The following is a 15,155-nucleotide window of genomic DNA, read 5'->3' on the forward strand; positions in this document are numbered from 1 at the left end:
ATGTTCTCATGCTGCGCCGGCGATCAGGTGCAGCGCCGGAAGCGACAGGTTCAGGCTTTCCTTCGATATGTGCGTATGTTCTTTCATCAACGCCTCCACACGTGCGCCTTCTCCCTTTTTCAAAGCGTCGGCGATCGCATGATGCTGGCGATGGGCGTAAGAGAGCATCATGAACTGCCGTTCGCGCGCGGACTCGTCGAAGGCGATCGTGGAGGGCGAGACGAAAGGGATTTTGTCGTTCAGGCTCAACGCGGCGCTGACGGCCATGTTCTGCGCAGCGTCGATAATCAGTGCGTGAAAACGCCCATTCATTTCCGCATAGCGCACGTCGTCGTCTTTCTTCAGATGCCCTTTGTTGAAGATATCGTCGCCTTCGCGCAGGCAGTCGTCGAGAGACGCCGCCAGCGCCGGGCCCACACCGTTCTCCGCCACTGAGCGGGCGGCGAGCCCTTCGAGTACGCCGCGCACGTCGATGGCGTTCAATACATCTCTCACGCTGAAGCGCCGCACCACATAGCCGCGGCCTCCTGAGCGGTCGAGCAATCCCTCCGAAGACAGAACACTGAGCGCATAGCGCAGCGGCGTGCGCGACACGCCGAGCCATTGTGCGAGCTGTGCTTCCACAAGGCGTTGCCCGGGCGAGAGCTCGCCCGCAAGAATTTTCTCGCGCAGCGTCTGGACAATGGCGTGCTGGGTGGTCTCGTTCATGGGTCTCTACTCATTCGATGCCATCAAGTATAGCGATACGTCAGGCACCTCACCACGCCTGACAAGCGGCTTGCGAATTTGTTTCATTGCCATCTGTTCTGTTTATGGCGAACAGGCAATTACAAGAACCGTCCGAGGCGAGATATTCCAACTTGGGATACCAAAAATCCCATATCCAGCGCGGATTACAGCGGCTGCCAAACCCTGAAAATCAGCGATTTTAATGCTATGTAAGGGTTTAAGCGCATTCGAATGTGGTTTACCCGTACTTTCTCGAAACAGGCGGAATTCCTATCTTTGTATCCCAAGCGGGTTGCGATGCTGATCGCGCCGGTAGCGGCGATCTATTCGATTGACGCGCACTGGCGCGGTACGGCGCAACGGAAAACAACGGGACAAAGGAGAGAGACATGAGTGGCAGTTTCGGCGTGAGTGGAAGTGGGCTCAATAAGGGGGAGGCAACGAATGTGACGGAATGGCCGGACCGTATGACGATGATTCGCGCGGGCATCACGGGTGGATTGACCGGCGCCGTGATTATCTGGATTTACGAAGCGCTCATCTGGGTGGGGGCGCAGCACCTGATGCCGTTGGCGGGCATTCCACGCAACGCGACTGGATTGGTGTTCGGCAAGGCGGTGCAGGAGTCGCTCGGCGTGTGGGCTTATATCGTCGGTACGGGCATTCACTTCGTGTTCGCGTCGGCGTGGGGTGTTCTGTTCGCGGCAATCTGGCCTTACTTCCGCCGCCGCGGATACGAAGCCACGTTTGTAGCGCTGTTTTACGCGGTTGTCGCGTGGATCGTGATGCACGTGGCCATCATGATCGCCTCCGATAACCACCCGAACTACTACGACCCGGCCGTGATCATTGGCGGCTTCATGTCCCATATCTTCTTTACCGTCCCGCTGGCCTTGACGGTCAAGCGCTTGCTGGAGCAACGGGGCCAATAAATAACGCTGAAGGGTTTGACGAAGTTTGAGCAACAGAGCCGTAAAAAAAGAAATTCAACAACACGTATGATTTGGAGATCTGCAGAATGAGTAAAAGCATCAGGCGAGTAGATGTCGTGCTGTTCGGAGCAGCGATCGCGGCTGCCGTGCCGGCCTTCGCGCAAAGTAGCGTCACGTTGTACGGTATTGTCGACAACGGCCTTTCGTATACGAACAATCAGGCGAGCGTCGGCTCTACCAGCGGCGGAAAATCGGACGTCAAGATGACGCCGGGCGTGTGGGCGGGCAGCCGCTTCGGCTTGAAAGGCTCAGAGGATCTGGGCGGCAATACGAAAGCGATCTTCCAGCTCGAGTCCGGTTTCAATTCGGCATCGGGCGCCCAGCAATACACCAATGCGATGTTCGGCCGCCAGGCGTGGGTCGGCGTGACCAACCCGACGTACGGTACGTTCCAGGCGGGCCGGCAATACGCTTCGTATTACCAGCTTCTTTCTCCGTATAGCCCGACGACCTGGCTGACCGGTTACTACGGCGCGCATCCTGGCGACGTCGACGGCCTTGACACGATCTACCGCTCGAACAACACGCTGGAGTACACGTCGCCGAAGCTCTATGGTTTGACGGTGAGCGGTTCGTATTCGCTGGGCGGTGTAGCGGGCAGCACGAACCAGGGCTCGACCTGGTCGACCGCGGTTCAGTATGCAATGGGTCCGGTGGGTTTCGCGGTCGGCTTCTCGCGCATCAACAACTCGACCTCGGGCGGCGGCACATGGGGTTCGGATTCGACGACCTCGAACGGCGGCTCGCAGATAGGCGTATCCGCGGTGACGAACGGTTACCAGACTGCACAGGCACAACAGCGTTTCGCGGTGGGTGGCGGCTACAAGTTCAATAGCGCGTGGGATGTCACGGCCACCTATTCGAATGTTCAATACATTCCGGGTAGCGGCTCGAAGTTCTACGACACGGCGATCTTCAACACCGGTGGTGCGGTCTTGCACTGGAAGCCGGCCATTGCGTGGGATTTCGGCGCGGGGTACAGCTATACCCGTGCCACGCGCGCGAACGGCATTCAGGACGTCGCGCAATATCACCAGTTCAATCTCTCCGAGTACTACTCGTTGTCGAAGCGCACGGGTCTGTATGCACTGGAGGCCTATCAGAAGGCGAAGGGCAAGACGTTGGGAACTGCCGGCGCAGGGCATATCGTCGATGCTACGGCAACGCTCGGCGACGGATATAACACCATGCCGTCTTCCTCTGGCAGTCAGTTTGCGTTCGGTGTAGGCATTATTCACCGCTTCTGATCTGTAGTTCTTGCAGCGTGAAAGACCGGGTGCAGTTCCGATCCGGTCTTTTTTTTCGTGCGTGGCAGCGGGTCAAACGGTACGAGCAGAAAGAAGGCCTGGCAGTTGAATGCCCGGGTACCGCTGACTCGAGGCTATTACATCGGAGGTAATTGGCGAGCCGCCTGCTCACGCCTAATCTTAGGTCATCGCGCAACTCATCCCGAGTGGCGCTAACGATCGAGGTCACACCATGCCCACGTTTCACATCCATACGATTGAATCCGCACCCGAACAATCCAAACCCGTACTTCGGCAACTCCAGCAAAACTTCGGCCTTATCCCCAACATTGCGGGTGCCATGGCTGAATCGCCGGTACTGATCGGCGGCTTCATCGGCATTTTCCAGAAAGTTCATGCCGGTACATTTACGGAAGCGCAGATTCAGACGCTATTGCTGACCAATGCCGTAACGAATGCCTGTTCATGGGCGGTTGCATTTCATACTGCGCTCGCGCTGAAAGAGGGGCTATCACCCGCCGACGTCAACGCCATTCGCGAAGGCCACGCACCCGCCGATCGCAAACATGCGGCGCTTTCGACCCTGACAAAAACTGCGATCGAGAAGCGTGGACACCTGGATGACAATGACGTGGCCCAGTTTATCGAGGCGGGCTTTCGTCAGGACCAGGTGCTCGAGGTTCTCACGGTGCTGGCTGCTTCCACTATCACGAACTACGCTGGCAACATTACGAAGCCGCCGGTGGAGGCGCCATTCCAGGAATACGTCTGGACCGCGTAGGTCCTGTTCTGGATAGCCGCCCGGCAACTGGGAGTATGCTGGGCGGCGCGGTTTGAGCGAGCGGTTGGCGCCGGGCATCGACGATGCTCCGGCACCGCCGGTCACTGAACCTCATGTGTAGTAATCCGCGGATAAGAGACCCATGAATCCTGCGAACCCCGAAAGGAAGACACCGCCGAACGAACTCGGCGCGTTATTGCGTCACTGGCGAGACATGCGCGGCATCAGCCAGTTGGACCTGTCGTTCAACGCGGGTGTCTCGCAGCGGCACATCAGTTTTATCGAAAGCGGACGCAGTGTGCCGAGCCGGCAGATGCTGATGGATATCGCCCAGACGCTCGACATTCCTCTACGCGAGCGCAACACGCTGCTACTGGCCGCGGGTTATGCGCCGATGTATGCCGACAGCGCCTGGAATGCCCAGGAAATGCAGAGCGTGAGCCATGCACTCGGGCGAATGTTGCGTCAACACGAACCGTTTCCCGCGCTCGTCATGGATCGCTACTGGAACGTGCTGATGACCAACGAATCCACGCCGCTCTTTTTCAACTGCTTCATCGATATGGCGGCGCGCACGGGGCCGCGCAACATGCTGCATCTGATTTTCGATCCGGATGGAATGCGCCCGTTCGTTGCCGATTGGCCGACGGTGTCGAATAGTCTGATTCAGCGTGTTTATCGAGAATCGGTTGGTCGCGTGGTCGACGATCAGACGCATGAGCTGCTTGACGCGCTGCGTGCCTATCCGGATGTGCAAACCGATTTGACGTCTGCTCAGCGCGGCTCGGGGGCGGGAGCCCCCTCGGCAACGATGCCGGTGATCCCTATCGGCTTCGTCAAGGACGGTAAAGTCCTGAACTACTTTTCCATGGTCGCGACAGTCGGCACGCCACAAACCGTCGCTGCGCAGGAACTGCGTATCGAATGCATGTTCCCCGCCGACGACGAGACGGAAGCGCGTCATCTCGAGATGATCAACGCGGTCCAGCAACCGCACTGAGCGCCGCGTCGGCTTATCAGAACCGGTGCCGCAAGCCGATGCTGACGATAGCCTGAGACTGCGTGTCCGACGAGTGGCTGTTGCCCTTGTCGCTGACCGACGCGGTCGCCGCGACCGGATTGCCGAGCGCATCCAGCGTGACACCGGATGCGTGCTGATAGCCGCCCATCAGATAGACCGTGGAACGCTTGGACAGGTTGTACTGCGCGCCAAGCGTCACGTTGTGATATTGCGCGCGCTCATCCACACCTTCCACTTCGCCGCCGCGCGTGTAGCTATAGCCCGCGAACAGTTGCACGGCCGGCCGGATGGTCCACTGGCCGAACACGCCCGCGATGTTGAACGTTGCGTGCCCGTTGAACAACGAATCGGCGCCCGAGCGGTATTGCACGTTGCTGTAGTTCACCCCGACGATAGCCGGGCCGAAATTGTACGTCGCGCCAGTGGCAATGATCTGTTGCGATTGCGCGCTCGCGTAGCCTTCATTGATCGACGAGTTGAACAGGCCGTCGTCCGTGCCGTTCCATTTGCCGATCGTCGAATCTTTCGGCCCGCTCTTGCTGTTATCCGAACGCTCGTAGCCGACGCCCACATGCAGCGGGCCGTTGCCGTACGCCGCGCCCACGCTCCACGTGTTCTGCTGTTTCAGGCTGCCCGGTTGACCGCCGAAGCCATACAGCGCACCGAACGTAAAACCGGAATAGTTCGCGCTCGTGTACTTGACCGAGTTATTGACGCGCGCGGTCTGATCGAGATCGTCGATGTCGCCGGGATGCGCGCCAAAGCCGCCGACCATCGCGACCGGTGCAACGGGCGCGACGAAGTCGTTCAGCGACGTGTACTGACGGCCGAGCGTGACCGTGCCGTATTGCTGGCTGCCGATGCCGACGAAGGCTTGACGGCCGAACAGTCCGCCGTTCTGGCCGGTTTTGCCGTTGGTGATGTCGAAACCGTCTTCGAGCAGGAACAGCGCGTTCCAGCCGCCGCCGAGATCTTCCTGACCCTTGATGCCGAAGCGGCTGCCGGAGAGGTTGCCGCTTGTGACCGCGACGTTCGAGTGTCCCGTGTAAGCGCCGGCGGAGCCGGTACGCTCGTTGCTGCGATACGTGACACCCGCATCGACGATGCCGTACAGCACGACGGAGCTCTGCGCGGACGCAATGCCGGCGAAGGACAACAGGAGGGGTGCAGCAATCAATTGCTTTTTCATCGTTTTATAGCTCGGTTGGATCGTCTATCTCAAGTCGCCTGAATGGCGATCTCTCTTTTTTCCACGCGCACGCAGTCCGCTCCTGAACAACGGAACAGATTGCGTGAGGCAGGGGAAGCGGCTTGTGCGGCCCTTGCTACGCGCCTTGATTGCGAGCGCCTGGCAAGGGCCGGTGCGATTCGATGGCCGACTTAACGGTCAGCTCAGTGGCCAGCCTAACGGCCAACGTCACGTCCAGGTTAGTGGCTCAGCGCGGCGCCAGGCGGCATCTCGGGCGCGCGCACCGTGACGGTCTTGCGGACCTTGGCGACATCCGTGGCGCTGACGGTCGAACCGGTATTACCCCAACTGTTGCGCACGAAATTCGTCACGTCGGCAACTTCCTGATCGTTCAGACGCCAGCCGAAGCCCGGCATCGTGAACGAAGACGGCGCGGTCTTCGTGCCTTCGAGCGTGTTGCCGGTCAGCAGCACGTGAATCAGCGAGGTCGCGTCCTTGCCTTGCACGACCGGATTGCCGCCCAGTGCCGGGAAAACGCGCGTGTAGCCGCGGCCGTCGCTGCGGTGGCAGGCGGTGCAGTTGTCGCGGTACACGGCGGCGCCTGGCGCCGTGGCGTCGCCGGTACGCAGGGCGCGAGCCGCCGTATCGTCGTACACGTACGGCGTTTCCTTCGGATCGGTCGACGGCAGCGTCTTCAGGTAGCGCGCGATCGCCGTCAGATCGGCATCGCTCATGTGCTGCATGCTGTGCTGCACGACGTCCGTCATGCCGCCGAATGCCGCGCTGTGTTGCGTGCGTCCCGTTTTCAGGAATTGCACGAGATCCGCTTCGCTCCATGCGCCGATGCCGGTGCGCGGATTGCCGCGCAGGCTCGACGGAACCCAGCCGTCGATCGCCGCGCCGCCCGCGAGAAACTCGGTGCCGTCCAGATCGCTCAGCGCGCGTTCCTGCATCGTGACCGCACGCGGTGTGTGGCAGGCGCCGCAGTGGCCGAGGCCTTGCACGAGGTACGCACCGCGTGCGACCACTGGATCGGCGTAGTGCTTCGCGTCGAACATGACAGGCTCAGGCGCGAACAGATATCGCCAGATGCCGAGCGGCCAGCGCATCGACAGCGGCCAGACGATATCGACCGCACGGTTCGCCTGGTTCACCGGCGCGACGCCTTGCGTGAAGTACGCATACAGCGCGTGCATGTCGTCCGGGCTCAAACGCGCATACGACGGGTACGGCATCGCCGGATACAGCGTGTCGCCGTTCGGCCGCACGCCGGCGCGTACCGCGCGATCGAACTGCGCGAAGGTCCACGAGCCGATGCCGGTGTTGCGATCGGGCGTGATGTTGGTCGAGTAGATCGCGCCGATCGGCGTGTCGAACTTCAGACCGCCCGCGAAGGGCTTGCCCGATTGCGCGGTGTGACACGCGATACAGTCACCGGCACGGGCAAGATATTCGCCGTGCGCGATCAGGGCCGCGTCGGTTTGAGCTTGCGCCTGCGGTTGAGCCGCCGCCGCGTGCACGGCGAGTGGCATGGCCAGCGCGGCAACTGCGCAGAACGACGCAGCGCTCGCGCGCCTGAATGCCCGACCCAGGCGTTGGATATCGATGTTTTTCTTCATACGCTCACCAGCGGCCCGGGGTTCTTCAGATACTGCGTGCGAATCGCTCGCGCCGACCAATAGGCGAGTGCGGCGACGAGGCCGGTCGGGTTGTAGCCGATGCCTTGCGGGAACGCCGACGCGCCCATCACGAACACGTTGTGCACGTCCCAGCTTTGCAGGTAACGGTTCAGCACGCTCGTCTTCGGATCGGTGCCCATGATCGCGCCGCCGACGAGGTGAGTGGTCTGATAGCGGCGCGAATCGAAGTGCGCGCCGAACTCGCGTGTATAGACGTTGATGTCCTTCGGCCCCATCTGCTGCGCGATCTTGTGCATCTGTCCAGTCACGTACCGCGCCATCTTGATGTCGTTGTCCTTCCAGTCGAAGGTCATGCGCAGCAGCGGCTGGCCGTACGAGTCGCGATAGGTCGGATCGAGGTCGAGGAAGACGTCGCGATACGACATGTTGGAGCCGTGCGCGTCCATCGAAATCGTGTGGGCGTAGTGGTCCTTGACCGATTTCTTCCAGTCCACGCCCCAGTTCGGCGTGCCGGCCGGTGTCGCAATGCCGCTGATCGGTTTGGTGCCGGCCTGGTTCACCCACAACGGCGAGCCGCCGACAAAACCGAGCGGGCCGTGATCGAAGTTGTCGGCATTGAAGTCGTCCACCGCGACGCCGTTGCCGCCCGCGCCGATGAACGGATTGGTGAAGGTGTCCTTGTCGAAGAACGCGGTGATCGTCGAGAGGTTCTGATACGCGAAATTGCGGCCCACCACGCCTTCGCCCGAGATCGGGTCATACGGCTTGCCGATGCCCGACAGCAGAAGCAGGTGGACGTTGTGATACTGGAACGCCGCGACAATCACGAGATCCGCGGGTTGAAAGACTTCGTTGCCGGCCGGATCGACGTACGTCACGCCCTTGGCGCGCTTTTTCGTATCGTCGAGTTCCACGCGCAGCACGTGGCAGCGCGAGCGCAGTTCGAAATTCGGCAATGGCTTCAGCGCCGGCAGAATGTTCAGGTTCGGCGAGGCCTTCGAATACATGTAGCACGCGTAGCCGCTGCAGAATCCGCAGAAATTGCACGGGCCCATCTGCACGCCGTACGGATTCGTGTACGGACCCGAGGTATTCGCCGAAGGCAGGCGGTACGGGTGCAGCCCGAGTTCGCGTGCGGCCTTGCCGAAGCGTTCGGCCGAGTACGTGTTCAACTGCGCGGGGAGCGGGAAGTTGTCGCTGCGCGGCGCGTCGAATATGTTGCCGTCGCCGACTACCTTGCCGTTGACCTTATAGGCCTGGCCCGAGGTGCCGAACACTTTTTCGGCGAAGTCGAAATGCGGTTCGAGTTCGTCGTAGCTGACGCCATAGTCCTGGATCGTCATGCCTTCCGGAATGAAGCGCTTGCCGTAGCGTTCTTCGTAGTGGCTCTTCAGACGCAGCTCTTCCGGCGTGATGCGGAAGTGCACGCCCGACCAGTGCAGACCCGCACCGCCCACGCCTTCGCCGGGCAGGAACGCCGCGAGTTGCCGGTAGGGCAGTGCCGTTTCGCCGACGTTATGACGGATCGACACGGTGGTCTTGGAGAGATCGAGGAACAGCTTCTTGCGGATGTTGTAGGTCAGCTCGTCGATCGTGTTCGGATAGGCGCCGTCCGGATAGGTGTCGCGATACTCGCCGCGTTCGAGCGCGACCACGTTGAGTCCGGCCTCGGTGAGTTCCTTCGCGAGGATCGCACCGGTCCAGCCGAAGCCGATGATCACCGCATCGGTGTGGGGTTTGGTTTGTGTAGTCATCAGGTGCGTTTTCCCTGGATCGACACGGGGCTATACGGATAGGCCTGGCCGTTCTGATTGACGAAGTCCATGAAATCGGCGCGCGCGCCGGGGAAGCCGATCATCTTCCAGCCGCCCATGTCGCGATTGCCGCCGTGGATCGGGTCGCAGAAGTAGCCTTCGCGGGTGTTTTGCAGCAACTGGCCGAAGAAGGCGCCGGCCGGCACGTCAGCGAGATCGATCGATCCTTTCTCCAGCGCGGTCAGGACGGTGTCGCGCGTGGGCGCGTCGAGGGCGTCGAATGGATGCCCATAGGTCTTCGTGCAGTAGGCGTTGACCGCTGCGATGCCCAGGCGGTACAGATCGCGCGGCACGAGCTTCAACTGATAGCCGAGTTCCGGCGCGCCCTGGGCAAACGGGCCCTGCATGTACCAGAGCGCGCCATGCGCGTACGGCGTGTCCATCTGACGGTCGATGAATTCGGGCACGCCGGCTTCGACGGCGCCCGGGCCTTCGCTGTCGGCGGGGATCAGGCGGTCGACGGCCGCATGGACGAAGGCCCATTCTTTCGCGTCGAAGAAATGCGGTTTGTAGTCGGCGCCGGAGGCCTGGCCCGCGGTAGCGGGCGCGCTTGAACCCGGCGCGGCGGTGGTCGCGGATTGCTTGACTTCACAGCCGGCGAGGGTCCCGGCGGGAACCAGCGCGACGGCCGTGCGTAAGAAGCCACGGCGGGAGGTGAGGGGAGATTGAGCCATATTGTTCTTTATCGCGAGATGGGAGCGCGCCCTGGTGCCCACGGACGGTCGTCGGATTTCGGCGCCATAGTAAATGGAACCGGTTCCAAAGTGTTTCTACATTTTTACAATAAGCTGTTTCATGAAGTGATTAAATGTCGTTCTGAAAGAAATATGTCTTTCAAATCATAGGTGTTTTTCAGGCTGGGTGGCCTGCGAACGGGTCGGATCGACCCGGATGAAACTGATGCGAAAAAGCGACGTTTCAGAATGCGCAATGGAAGGGACGCCGTTCTGGCAAACCATCCGGAGTGGCTTACCGGCAGGCGGAGCCCGTCTGGGCGGCGCTTTTGCGAATCGCGCAAGGCACGTCACAATCGAGGGATTCACCGTCAAGCGACCCCATGGAAAACCTCCTCAAGAAACTCGACCTCACCTCGCTGCGCCTCTTCGTCGCCGTCTGCCAGGAGCAGAACATTGCGCGGGCGGCCGAGCGCGAGTTCATTGCGTCGTCCGCCGTGAGCCGGCGTATCGCCGAGATCGAGGCGCTGATCGGCCTGCCGGTGATTCAGCGCCAGTCGCGCGGCATTACCGTGACGCCGGTCGGCGAGACCGTGCTGCGCTTTGCGCAGGAGATCATCGGCAACATCGAACAGATGAGCGCCGAGTTGTCGCGTTTTTCGTCGGGTGCGAAGGGGCGGGTGCGGGTGGTGGCGAATCTTTCGTCGATCGTGCAGTTTTTGCCGGAAGACGTGGCGGCCTTCGGGCGCGTGTTCCCGGAGGTGTCGATCGAACTGGAGGAGGAGAACAGCGCGGACGTGCTGCGTATCGTCGACGAACATGGCGCGGATTTCGGCATCTGCAATCCGGTGGCGGGCAGCGAAGCTTTCGAACAGGTGCCGTACAGGGAAGACCGGCTGGCGGTGCTGGTGCCGGGCGGGCATCGTCTTGCCAACGTATCGCGCGTGGGGTTCGGCGATCTGCTCGGCGATAGCTTTGTCGGCCTGCGCAGCGAGAGTGCACTGACGAAGCTTCTTGCGCAGCAGGCCGCCGTCGCGGGGCGGCAGCTCGACGTCAAGATCCGCGTCAGCAGCCTCGACGCGCTGTGCCGGATGGTCCACGCCGGCCTCGGCATTGCGGTCGTGCCCGAGCAGGTCGGGCTGCTCTATGTGAATGCGCTCGATGTGCGCTTGCTGTCCTTGAGCGACGCCTGGGCGGTGCGGCATCTCATCATGATCTTCAAGTCTCGCGATCAGTTGAGCGCCAGTGCCGCGGCGCTGGTGGGATTTCTCGGCAGCAAGCCCTAGCGCGCGGGACGCCGCGCGCCATTCTCCAAACGAGACGTCTGCATTGCCGGACCAGCACTTCGGCATCGCTTGCGTGCACCGTATAGTGAGCGCAAGGAGAATGCATATGAGCGATACGATTCGTCTGGATGGCCGCGTGCTGTACCTGTCAGAAGATCCCGAGGTGATCGAGGCGCAACTGGCCGGTGAAAATTTCACGCGCGCGACTGCGGGCCCGCTGCGCGACAACGTCTCCACTGACGAAATCACGCCGGTCACCGTCATGCTCACGTATGACGAGCGCCTCGGCCAGTATCCGTACGTCGGCTTCAAGGCGGGCGAGCGCTTGCCGATCGGCCGCAATGCGATCAGGGACGGCGGCTTTCAGGTGACGGTTGCGGGTAAGCGCTACGGCAAAGGGTCGTCGCGTGAATCGAGTCCATTGGCGGAGTTGTCGGCGGGCATCCGCTTGATCGTCGCGGAGAGTTTCGAGCGCATCTATCAGCAGAACTGCGACAACATCGGCATTCTCACTACAACCGATTTCGCCGTGCTCGATCGTCTGATCGCAGGCGAGGCGGTGCCGATCGACGAGTTTCTCAAAGGCCGCGACGCGCTCACGCAGCAAATCATTCGCAGCGGCGGCTTGCTTGCGTACAGCAGGTTCGCGGACTGGCCGGCGCCGCGTGTGCGAGATGCCGCACACGTTGCAAACGTTGCACACGCTGCGAATGGCGCCGGACCGAAGACGCTGGTCGAGAAGATTATCGAGCGTCATCTTCATCCTGGCATTGAAAGCGCGCAGCGCGGCGACGGCGTGTTCATCGCGGCCGACTGGCGCTTCAGCCACGACTATTTCACCGGCATGTGCGCGCATCTGATGCATCGCGCGTTCGGCAAACCTGCACCGCTGCATGCGCCGGATCACATCATCGCGTTCCAGGATCATCTGGTGCTCGCGTCGCAAAGCATTCCGCACGTACGCGACGGCTTGCTGCCAGGCGTTGCCAATCTGATGGAAGGGCATACGTCGTTTTCGCGCGATTATCCGGTGCGCTCGCACGGCGCGCTCGACAACGCGCCAGGTTCCGAAGGCATCTGTCATGCGTTGATGGCCGAGCAATACGCATTGCCGGGACAGGTTGCGTGCGGCACCGATTCGCACACGCCGCATTCCGGCGCGCTCGGTTGCCTCGCATTCGGTGCGGGCGCAACGGAAATCGCCAATAGCTGGGTGACGGGCTACGTGCGCTGCAAAGTGCCGGAGACTTTGCGCATTGAAATCGACGGCGCATTGCGCGACGGTGTCACCGCGAAGGACGTCGTGCTGCATATGCTGCGGATGGATGCGATCCGCTCGGGCGGCGCGATCGGCCTCGTGTTCGAGTACGGCGGCTCAGCGGTGCGCGCGATGTCGATCGACGAGCGCGCCACGCTGACCAACATGGTCGCTGAACTGGGCGGCTTCACGGGCATCGTGGAACCGGACGAGCGCACGGTGGCGTTTCTGAAGGAGCGTCGCGGTGTCGATTTCACCCTTGAAAACTGGATGAAAAGCGATCCGGACGCGACGTATCGCGACACGATCCGCATCGACGCCACCGCCATCGAACCGATGCTCGCGCGTCCAGGCGATCCGGGCAACGGTGTGCCGGCACCGCAACTGGAGCAGGACGTCGCGATCGATATCGCGTACGGTGGCTCGTGTACGGCAGGCAAGCGCGAAGACTTCGACTTCTATCATGAGGTATTGCGTTGGGGTGTGGAGCAGGGCATGCATGTGCCCGAGGGCACGCGTCTCTTTCTGCAATTCGGTACGATGGCGGTGCGCGCGTATTGCGAGCGCCAGGGCTATTTGCCGGTTTTCGAGCGCGCGGGCGTGACACTCGTGATGCCGGGTTGCGGTTCGTGCGCGAATTGCGGACCGGGGCAGTCGGCCGATGCGAACGAAGTGACGATCAGCGCGATCAACCGCAATTTCCCCGGCCGTTCAGGTCCGGGCAATGTGTGGCTCGCGAGTCCGTACACCGTTGCGGCAAGCGCGCTGGCCGGAAAAATCACCACCTTCGAACAACTGAAGCGCGCACGCGGCTAGAATGCTGGCCGGACCTTGCGGCCCGGCATCGTGGTGCGCGTCATACGCGAAAGTACGAAAGGCCGGCACAAGACCGGCCGCGGCGGGCATCATCGTGCATCGCCTGCCTGATCCGCATCACCAGGAGACAAACAATATGACATCGCCCGATCACGCCGGGTCCGTCGCGCGCAGCGCAGGCGGCGCGGCGTCTGCCGCAAGTGCTGCGTCCACTACGTCAGCGACGCTCGACGCCGGCAGCATTTCCGCGCGCCTCGACCGGCTGCCCGCCACGCGTTCCATCTGGAAGCTGGTGGTGCTGCTGAGCCTCGGCTTTTTCTTCGAACTTTACGATCTGCTGTACTCGGGCTATGTCGCGCCCGGCCTCGTCAAAAGCGGCCTGCTGACCGCGACGACGCACGGCCTGTTCGGCTCGACCGGTGTCGCGAGTTTCATTGCGGCCTTGTTTAGCGGGCTGTTCATCGGCACGATCGCGTGCGGCTTTCTGGCGGATCGCTTCGGACGCCGCGCCGTGTTCACGTATTCGCTGCTGTGGTACACGGCGGCCAACGTCGTGATGGCGTTTCAGGAAACGGCGACGGGTTTGAACTTCTGGCGCTTCGTGGCGGGGGTCGGCATCGGCGTCGAGCTGGTGACGATCGGTACGTATATTTCGGAGTTGGTGCCCAAACAGATTCGCGGCCGCGCTTTCGCGTGCGAGCAGGCGGTTGGTTTTACGGCGGTGCCGGTGGTGGCTTTTCTCTCTTATCTATTGGTGCCGCGCACGTTGCTCGGTCTCGATGGCTGGCGCTGGGTGGTGCTGATCGGCGCGCACGGTGCGTTGTTTGTCTGGTGGATCCGCCGCGCGTTGCCGGAAAGTCCGCGTTGGCTCGCACAGCAAGGGCGTCTTGCCGAAGCCGATCGCGTGATGAGTGAGCTCGAAGCGAAAGTGCGCAGCGAATACGGCCGTGAGTTGCCGCCGCCCGCGCCGCCGGTGCCGGTCGCGCCGCGTGGCAGCTTCCGCGATATGTGGGTGCCGCCGTACCGCAGCCGCACGCTGATGATGACAATCTTCAACATCTTCCAAACGGTCGGCTTCTACGGCTTTGCGAACTGGGTGCCGACGCTGCTGATCAAGCAAGGCATTACGATTACCACGAGCCTGATGTACTCGAGCGTGATCGCGTTGGCCGCGCCGCTTGGTCCGGTGATTGGTCTCTTTATCGGCGACCGCTTCGAGCGCAAGACGGTGATCGTGGTGATGGCTGCGGTGAATATCGTGTGCGGGTTGTGGTTTAGCCAGGCCTCTGGCGCGGTGTTGCTGGTGAGTCTCGGCGTGTGTCTGACGCTCGCGGGCAATATCATTTCGTACAGCTACCATGCGTATCAGACGGAGCTTTTTCCGACTAGCATCCGGGCGCGTGCGGTGGGTTTCGTCTATTCGTGGAGCCGGTTTTCGGCGATTTTTACGGCGTTTTTGATTGCGGCCGTGTTGAAGCACTTTGGGACGACTGGGGTGTTTGTGTTTATCGCTGGGGCGATGCTGATCGTGATGCTGGCGATTGGGTTGATGGGGCCGAGGACGAAGGGGCTTGAGTTGGAGAAGATTTCCAGGTAGTGGGGTGTGGGGGAGTGATGCAGAAAGTGTTTGCGCACTCCGCCGTACATCACGCTGGATTGGTTTTGAGTGGGGCAGGAAGCGTATTTTGCAGTCACTGCAAAGATATGC

12 protein-coding genes are annotated in these 15,155 nt (G+C 61.5%); 7 read left to right on the top strand and 5 right to left on the bottom strand.

Annotation, left to right across the window (positions count from 1 at the left end; translation table 11 throughout):
* Positions 1–6: 6 nt before the first annotated feature.
* Positions 7–708 carry a GntR family transcriptional regulator gene (locus ACOSV0_RS26865; protein ID WP_434115233.1) on the bottom strand — a complete coding sequence of 234 codons (702 nt, stop codon included), beginning with the start codon at positions 706–708 and terminating at the stop codon, positions 7–9.
* Between the two features lie 410 nt (positions 709–1,118).
* Between ACOSV0_RS26865 and ACOSV0_RS26870 the strand changes: the two genes are divergently transcribed.
* The 4 genes from ACOSV0_RS26870 (at position 1,119) to ACOSV0_RS26885 (ending at position 4,749) form a co-directional block, all read left to right on the top strand.
* Positions 1,119–1,661, top strand: coding sequence for a hypothetical protein (locus tag ACOSV0_RS26870; RefSeq protein WP_434115235.1), 543 nt, complete (start codon positions 1,119–1,121; stop codon positions 1,659–1,661).
* A gap of 86 nt (positions 1,662–1,747) precedes the next feature.
* A complete protein-coding gene (locus tag ACOSV0_RS26875) occupies positions 1,748–2,968 on the top strand; it encodes a porin (protein WP_434115237.1) in 1,221 nt (406 codons plus the stop codon).
* 232 nt (positions 2,969–3,200) lie between these two features.
* Entirely contained in the window at positions 3,201–3,749 is a 549-nt protein-coding gene (locus ACOSV0_RS26880; RefSeq protein ID WP_434115239.1) for a carboxymuconolactone decarboxylase family protein, read from the top strand.
* A gap of 142 nt (positions 3,750–3,891) precedes the next feature.
* Entirely contained in the window at positions 3,892–4,749 is an 858-nt protein-coding gene (locus tag ACOSV0_RS26885) for a helix-turn-helix domain-containing protein (protein ID WP_434115240.1), read from the top strand.
* Positions 4,750–4,765: 16 nt separating this feature from the next.
* Here the strand turns inward: ACOSV0_RS26885 and ACOSV0_RS26890 are convergent, their stop codons facing one another.
* The 4 genes from ACOSV0_RS26890 to ACOSV0_RS26905 form a co-directional block, all read right to left on the bottom strand.
* Entirely contained in the window at positions 4,766–5,959 is a 1,194-nt protein-coding gene (locus ACOSV0_RS26890) for a porin (protein WP_434115242.1), read from the bottom strand.
* Positions 5,960–6,198: 239 nt separating this feature from the next.
* Positions 6,199–7,491: a c-type cytochrome gene (locus tag ACOSV0_RS26895; protein ID WP_434116159.1), complete on the bottom strand. Its 1,293-nt coding sequence runs from the start codon at positions 7,489–7,491 to the stop codon at positions 6,199–6,201.
* A gap of 83 nt (positions 7,492–7,574) precedes the next feature.
* Entirely contained in the window at positions 7,575–9,353 is a 1,779-nt protein-coding gene (locus ACOSV0_RS26900) for a GMC family oxidoreductase (RefSeq protein WP_434115243.1), read from the bottom strand.
* Positions 9,353–10,087, bottom strand: coding sequence for a gluconate 2-dehydrogenase subunit 3 family protein (locus ACOSV0_RS26905; RefSeq protein WP_434115245.1), 735 nt, complete (start codon positions 10,085–10,087; stop codon positions 9,353–9,355). The genes ACOSV0_RS26900 and ACOSV0_RS26905 overlap by 1 nt, the downstream gene beginning before the upstream one ends.
* A 383-nt stretch (positions 10,088–10,470) precedes the next feature.
* On the opposite strand from ACOSV0_RS26905, the gene ACOSV0_RS26910 reads away from it, so the two are divergent.
* The 3 genes from ACOSV0_RS26910 to ACOSV0_RS26920 all read left to right on the top strand — a co-directional run bounded on the left by ACOSV0_RS26910 (position 10,471) and on the right by ACOSV0_RS26920 (position 15,044).
* Positions 10,471–11,373, top strand: a complete 903-nt coding sequence (locus ACOSV0_RS26910) for a LysR family transcriptional regulator (RefSeq protein ID WP_434115247.1) — start codon at positions 10,471–10,473, stop codon at positions 11,371–11,373.
* Between the two features lie 106 nt (positions 11,374–11,479).
* Entirely contained in the window at positions 11,480–13,447 is a 1,968-nt protein-coding gene (locus tag ACOSV0_RS26915; protein ID WP_434115249.1) for an aconitase family protein, read from the top strand.
* 136 nt (positions 13,448–13,583) lie between these two features.
* Complete coding sequence (locus ACOSV0_RS26920) at positions 13,584–15,044, top strand: MFS transporter (protein ID WP_434115250.1); 1,461 nt, start codon at positions 13,584–13,586, stop codon at positions 15,042–15,044.
* Positions 15,045–15,155: the final 111 nt, after the last annotated feature.

This window comes from Paraburkholderia caffeinilytica (genome assembly GCF_051027425.1).
In the GTDB taxonomy this organism is placed as follows: domain Bacteria; phylum Pseudomonadota; class Gammaproteobacteria; order Burkholderiales; family Burkholderiaceae; genus Paraburkholderia; species Paraburkholderia caffeinilytica_A.

Excerpts from the sequence above, each read along its gene's own strand:
- ACOSV0_RS26890 (WP_434115242.1), bottom strand. The coding sequence starts at position 5,959 with ATGAAAAAGCAATTGATTGCTGCACCCCTCCTGTTGTCCTTCGCCGGC.
- ACOSV0_RS26870 (WP_434115235.1), top strand. The coding sequence starts at position 1,119 with ATGAGTGGCAGTTTCGGCGTGAGTGGAAGTGGGCTCAATAAGGGGGAG.
- ACOSV0_RS26885 (WP_434115240.1), top strand. The coding sequence starts at position 3,892 with ATGAATCCTGCGAACCCCGAAAGGAAGACACCGCCGAACGAACTCGGC.
- ACOSV0_RS26915 (WP_434115249.1), top strand. The coding sequence starts at position 11,480 with ATGAGCGATACGATTCGTCTGGATGGCCGCGTGCTGTACCTGTCAGAA.
- ACOSV0_RS26895 (WP_434116159.1), bottom strand. The coding sequence starts at position 7,491 with ATGCCACTCGCCGTGCACGCGGCGGCGGCTCAACCGCAGGCGCAAGCT.
- ACOSV0_RS26880 (WP_434115239.1), top strand. The coding sequence starts at position 3,201 with ATGCCCACGTTTCACATCCATACGATTGAATCCGCACCCGAACAATCC.
- ACOSV0_RS26910 (WP_434115247.1), top strand. The coding sequence starts at position 10,471 with ATGGAAAACCTCCTCAAGAAACTCGACCTCACCTCGCTGCGCCTCTTC.
- ACOSV0_RS26865 (WP_434115233.1), bottom strand. The coding sequence starts at position 708 with ATGAACGAGACCACCCAGCACGCCATTGTCCAGACGCTGCGCGAGAAA.
- ACOSV0_RS26920 (WP_434115250.1), top strand. The coding sequence starts at position 13,584 with ATGACATCGCCCGATCACGCCGGGTCCGTCGCGCGCAGCGCAGGCGGC.
- ACOSV0_RS26905 (WP_434115245.1), bottom strand. The coding sequence starts at position 10,087 with ATGGCTCAATCTCCCCTCACCTCCCGCCGTGGCTTCTTACGCACGGCC.
- ACOSV0_RS26875 (WP_434115237.1), top strand. The coding sequence starts at position 1,748 with ATGAGTAAAAGCATCAGGCGAGTAGATGTCGTGCTGTTCGGAGCAGCG.
- ACOSV0_RS26900 (WP_434115243.1), bottom strand. The coding sequence starts at position 9,353 with ATGACTACACAAACCAAACCCCACACCGATGCGGTGATCATCGGCTTC.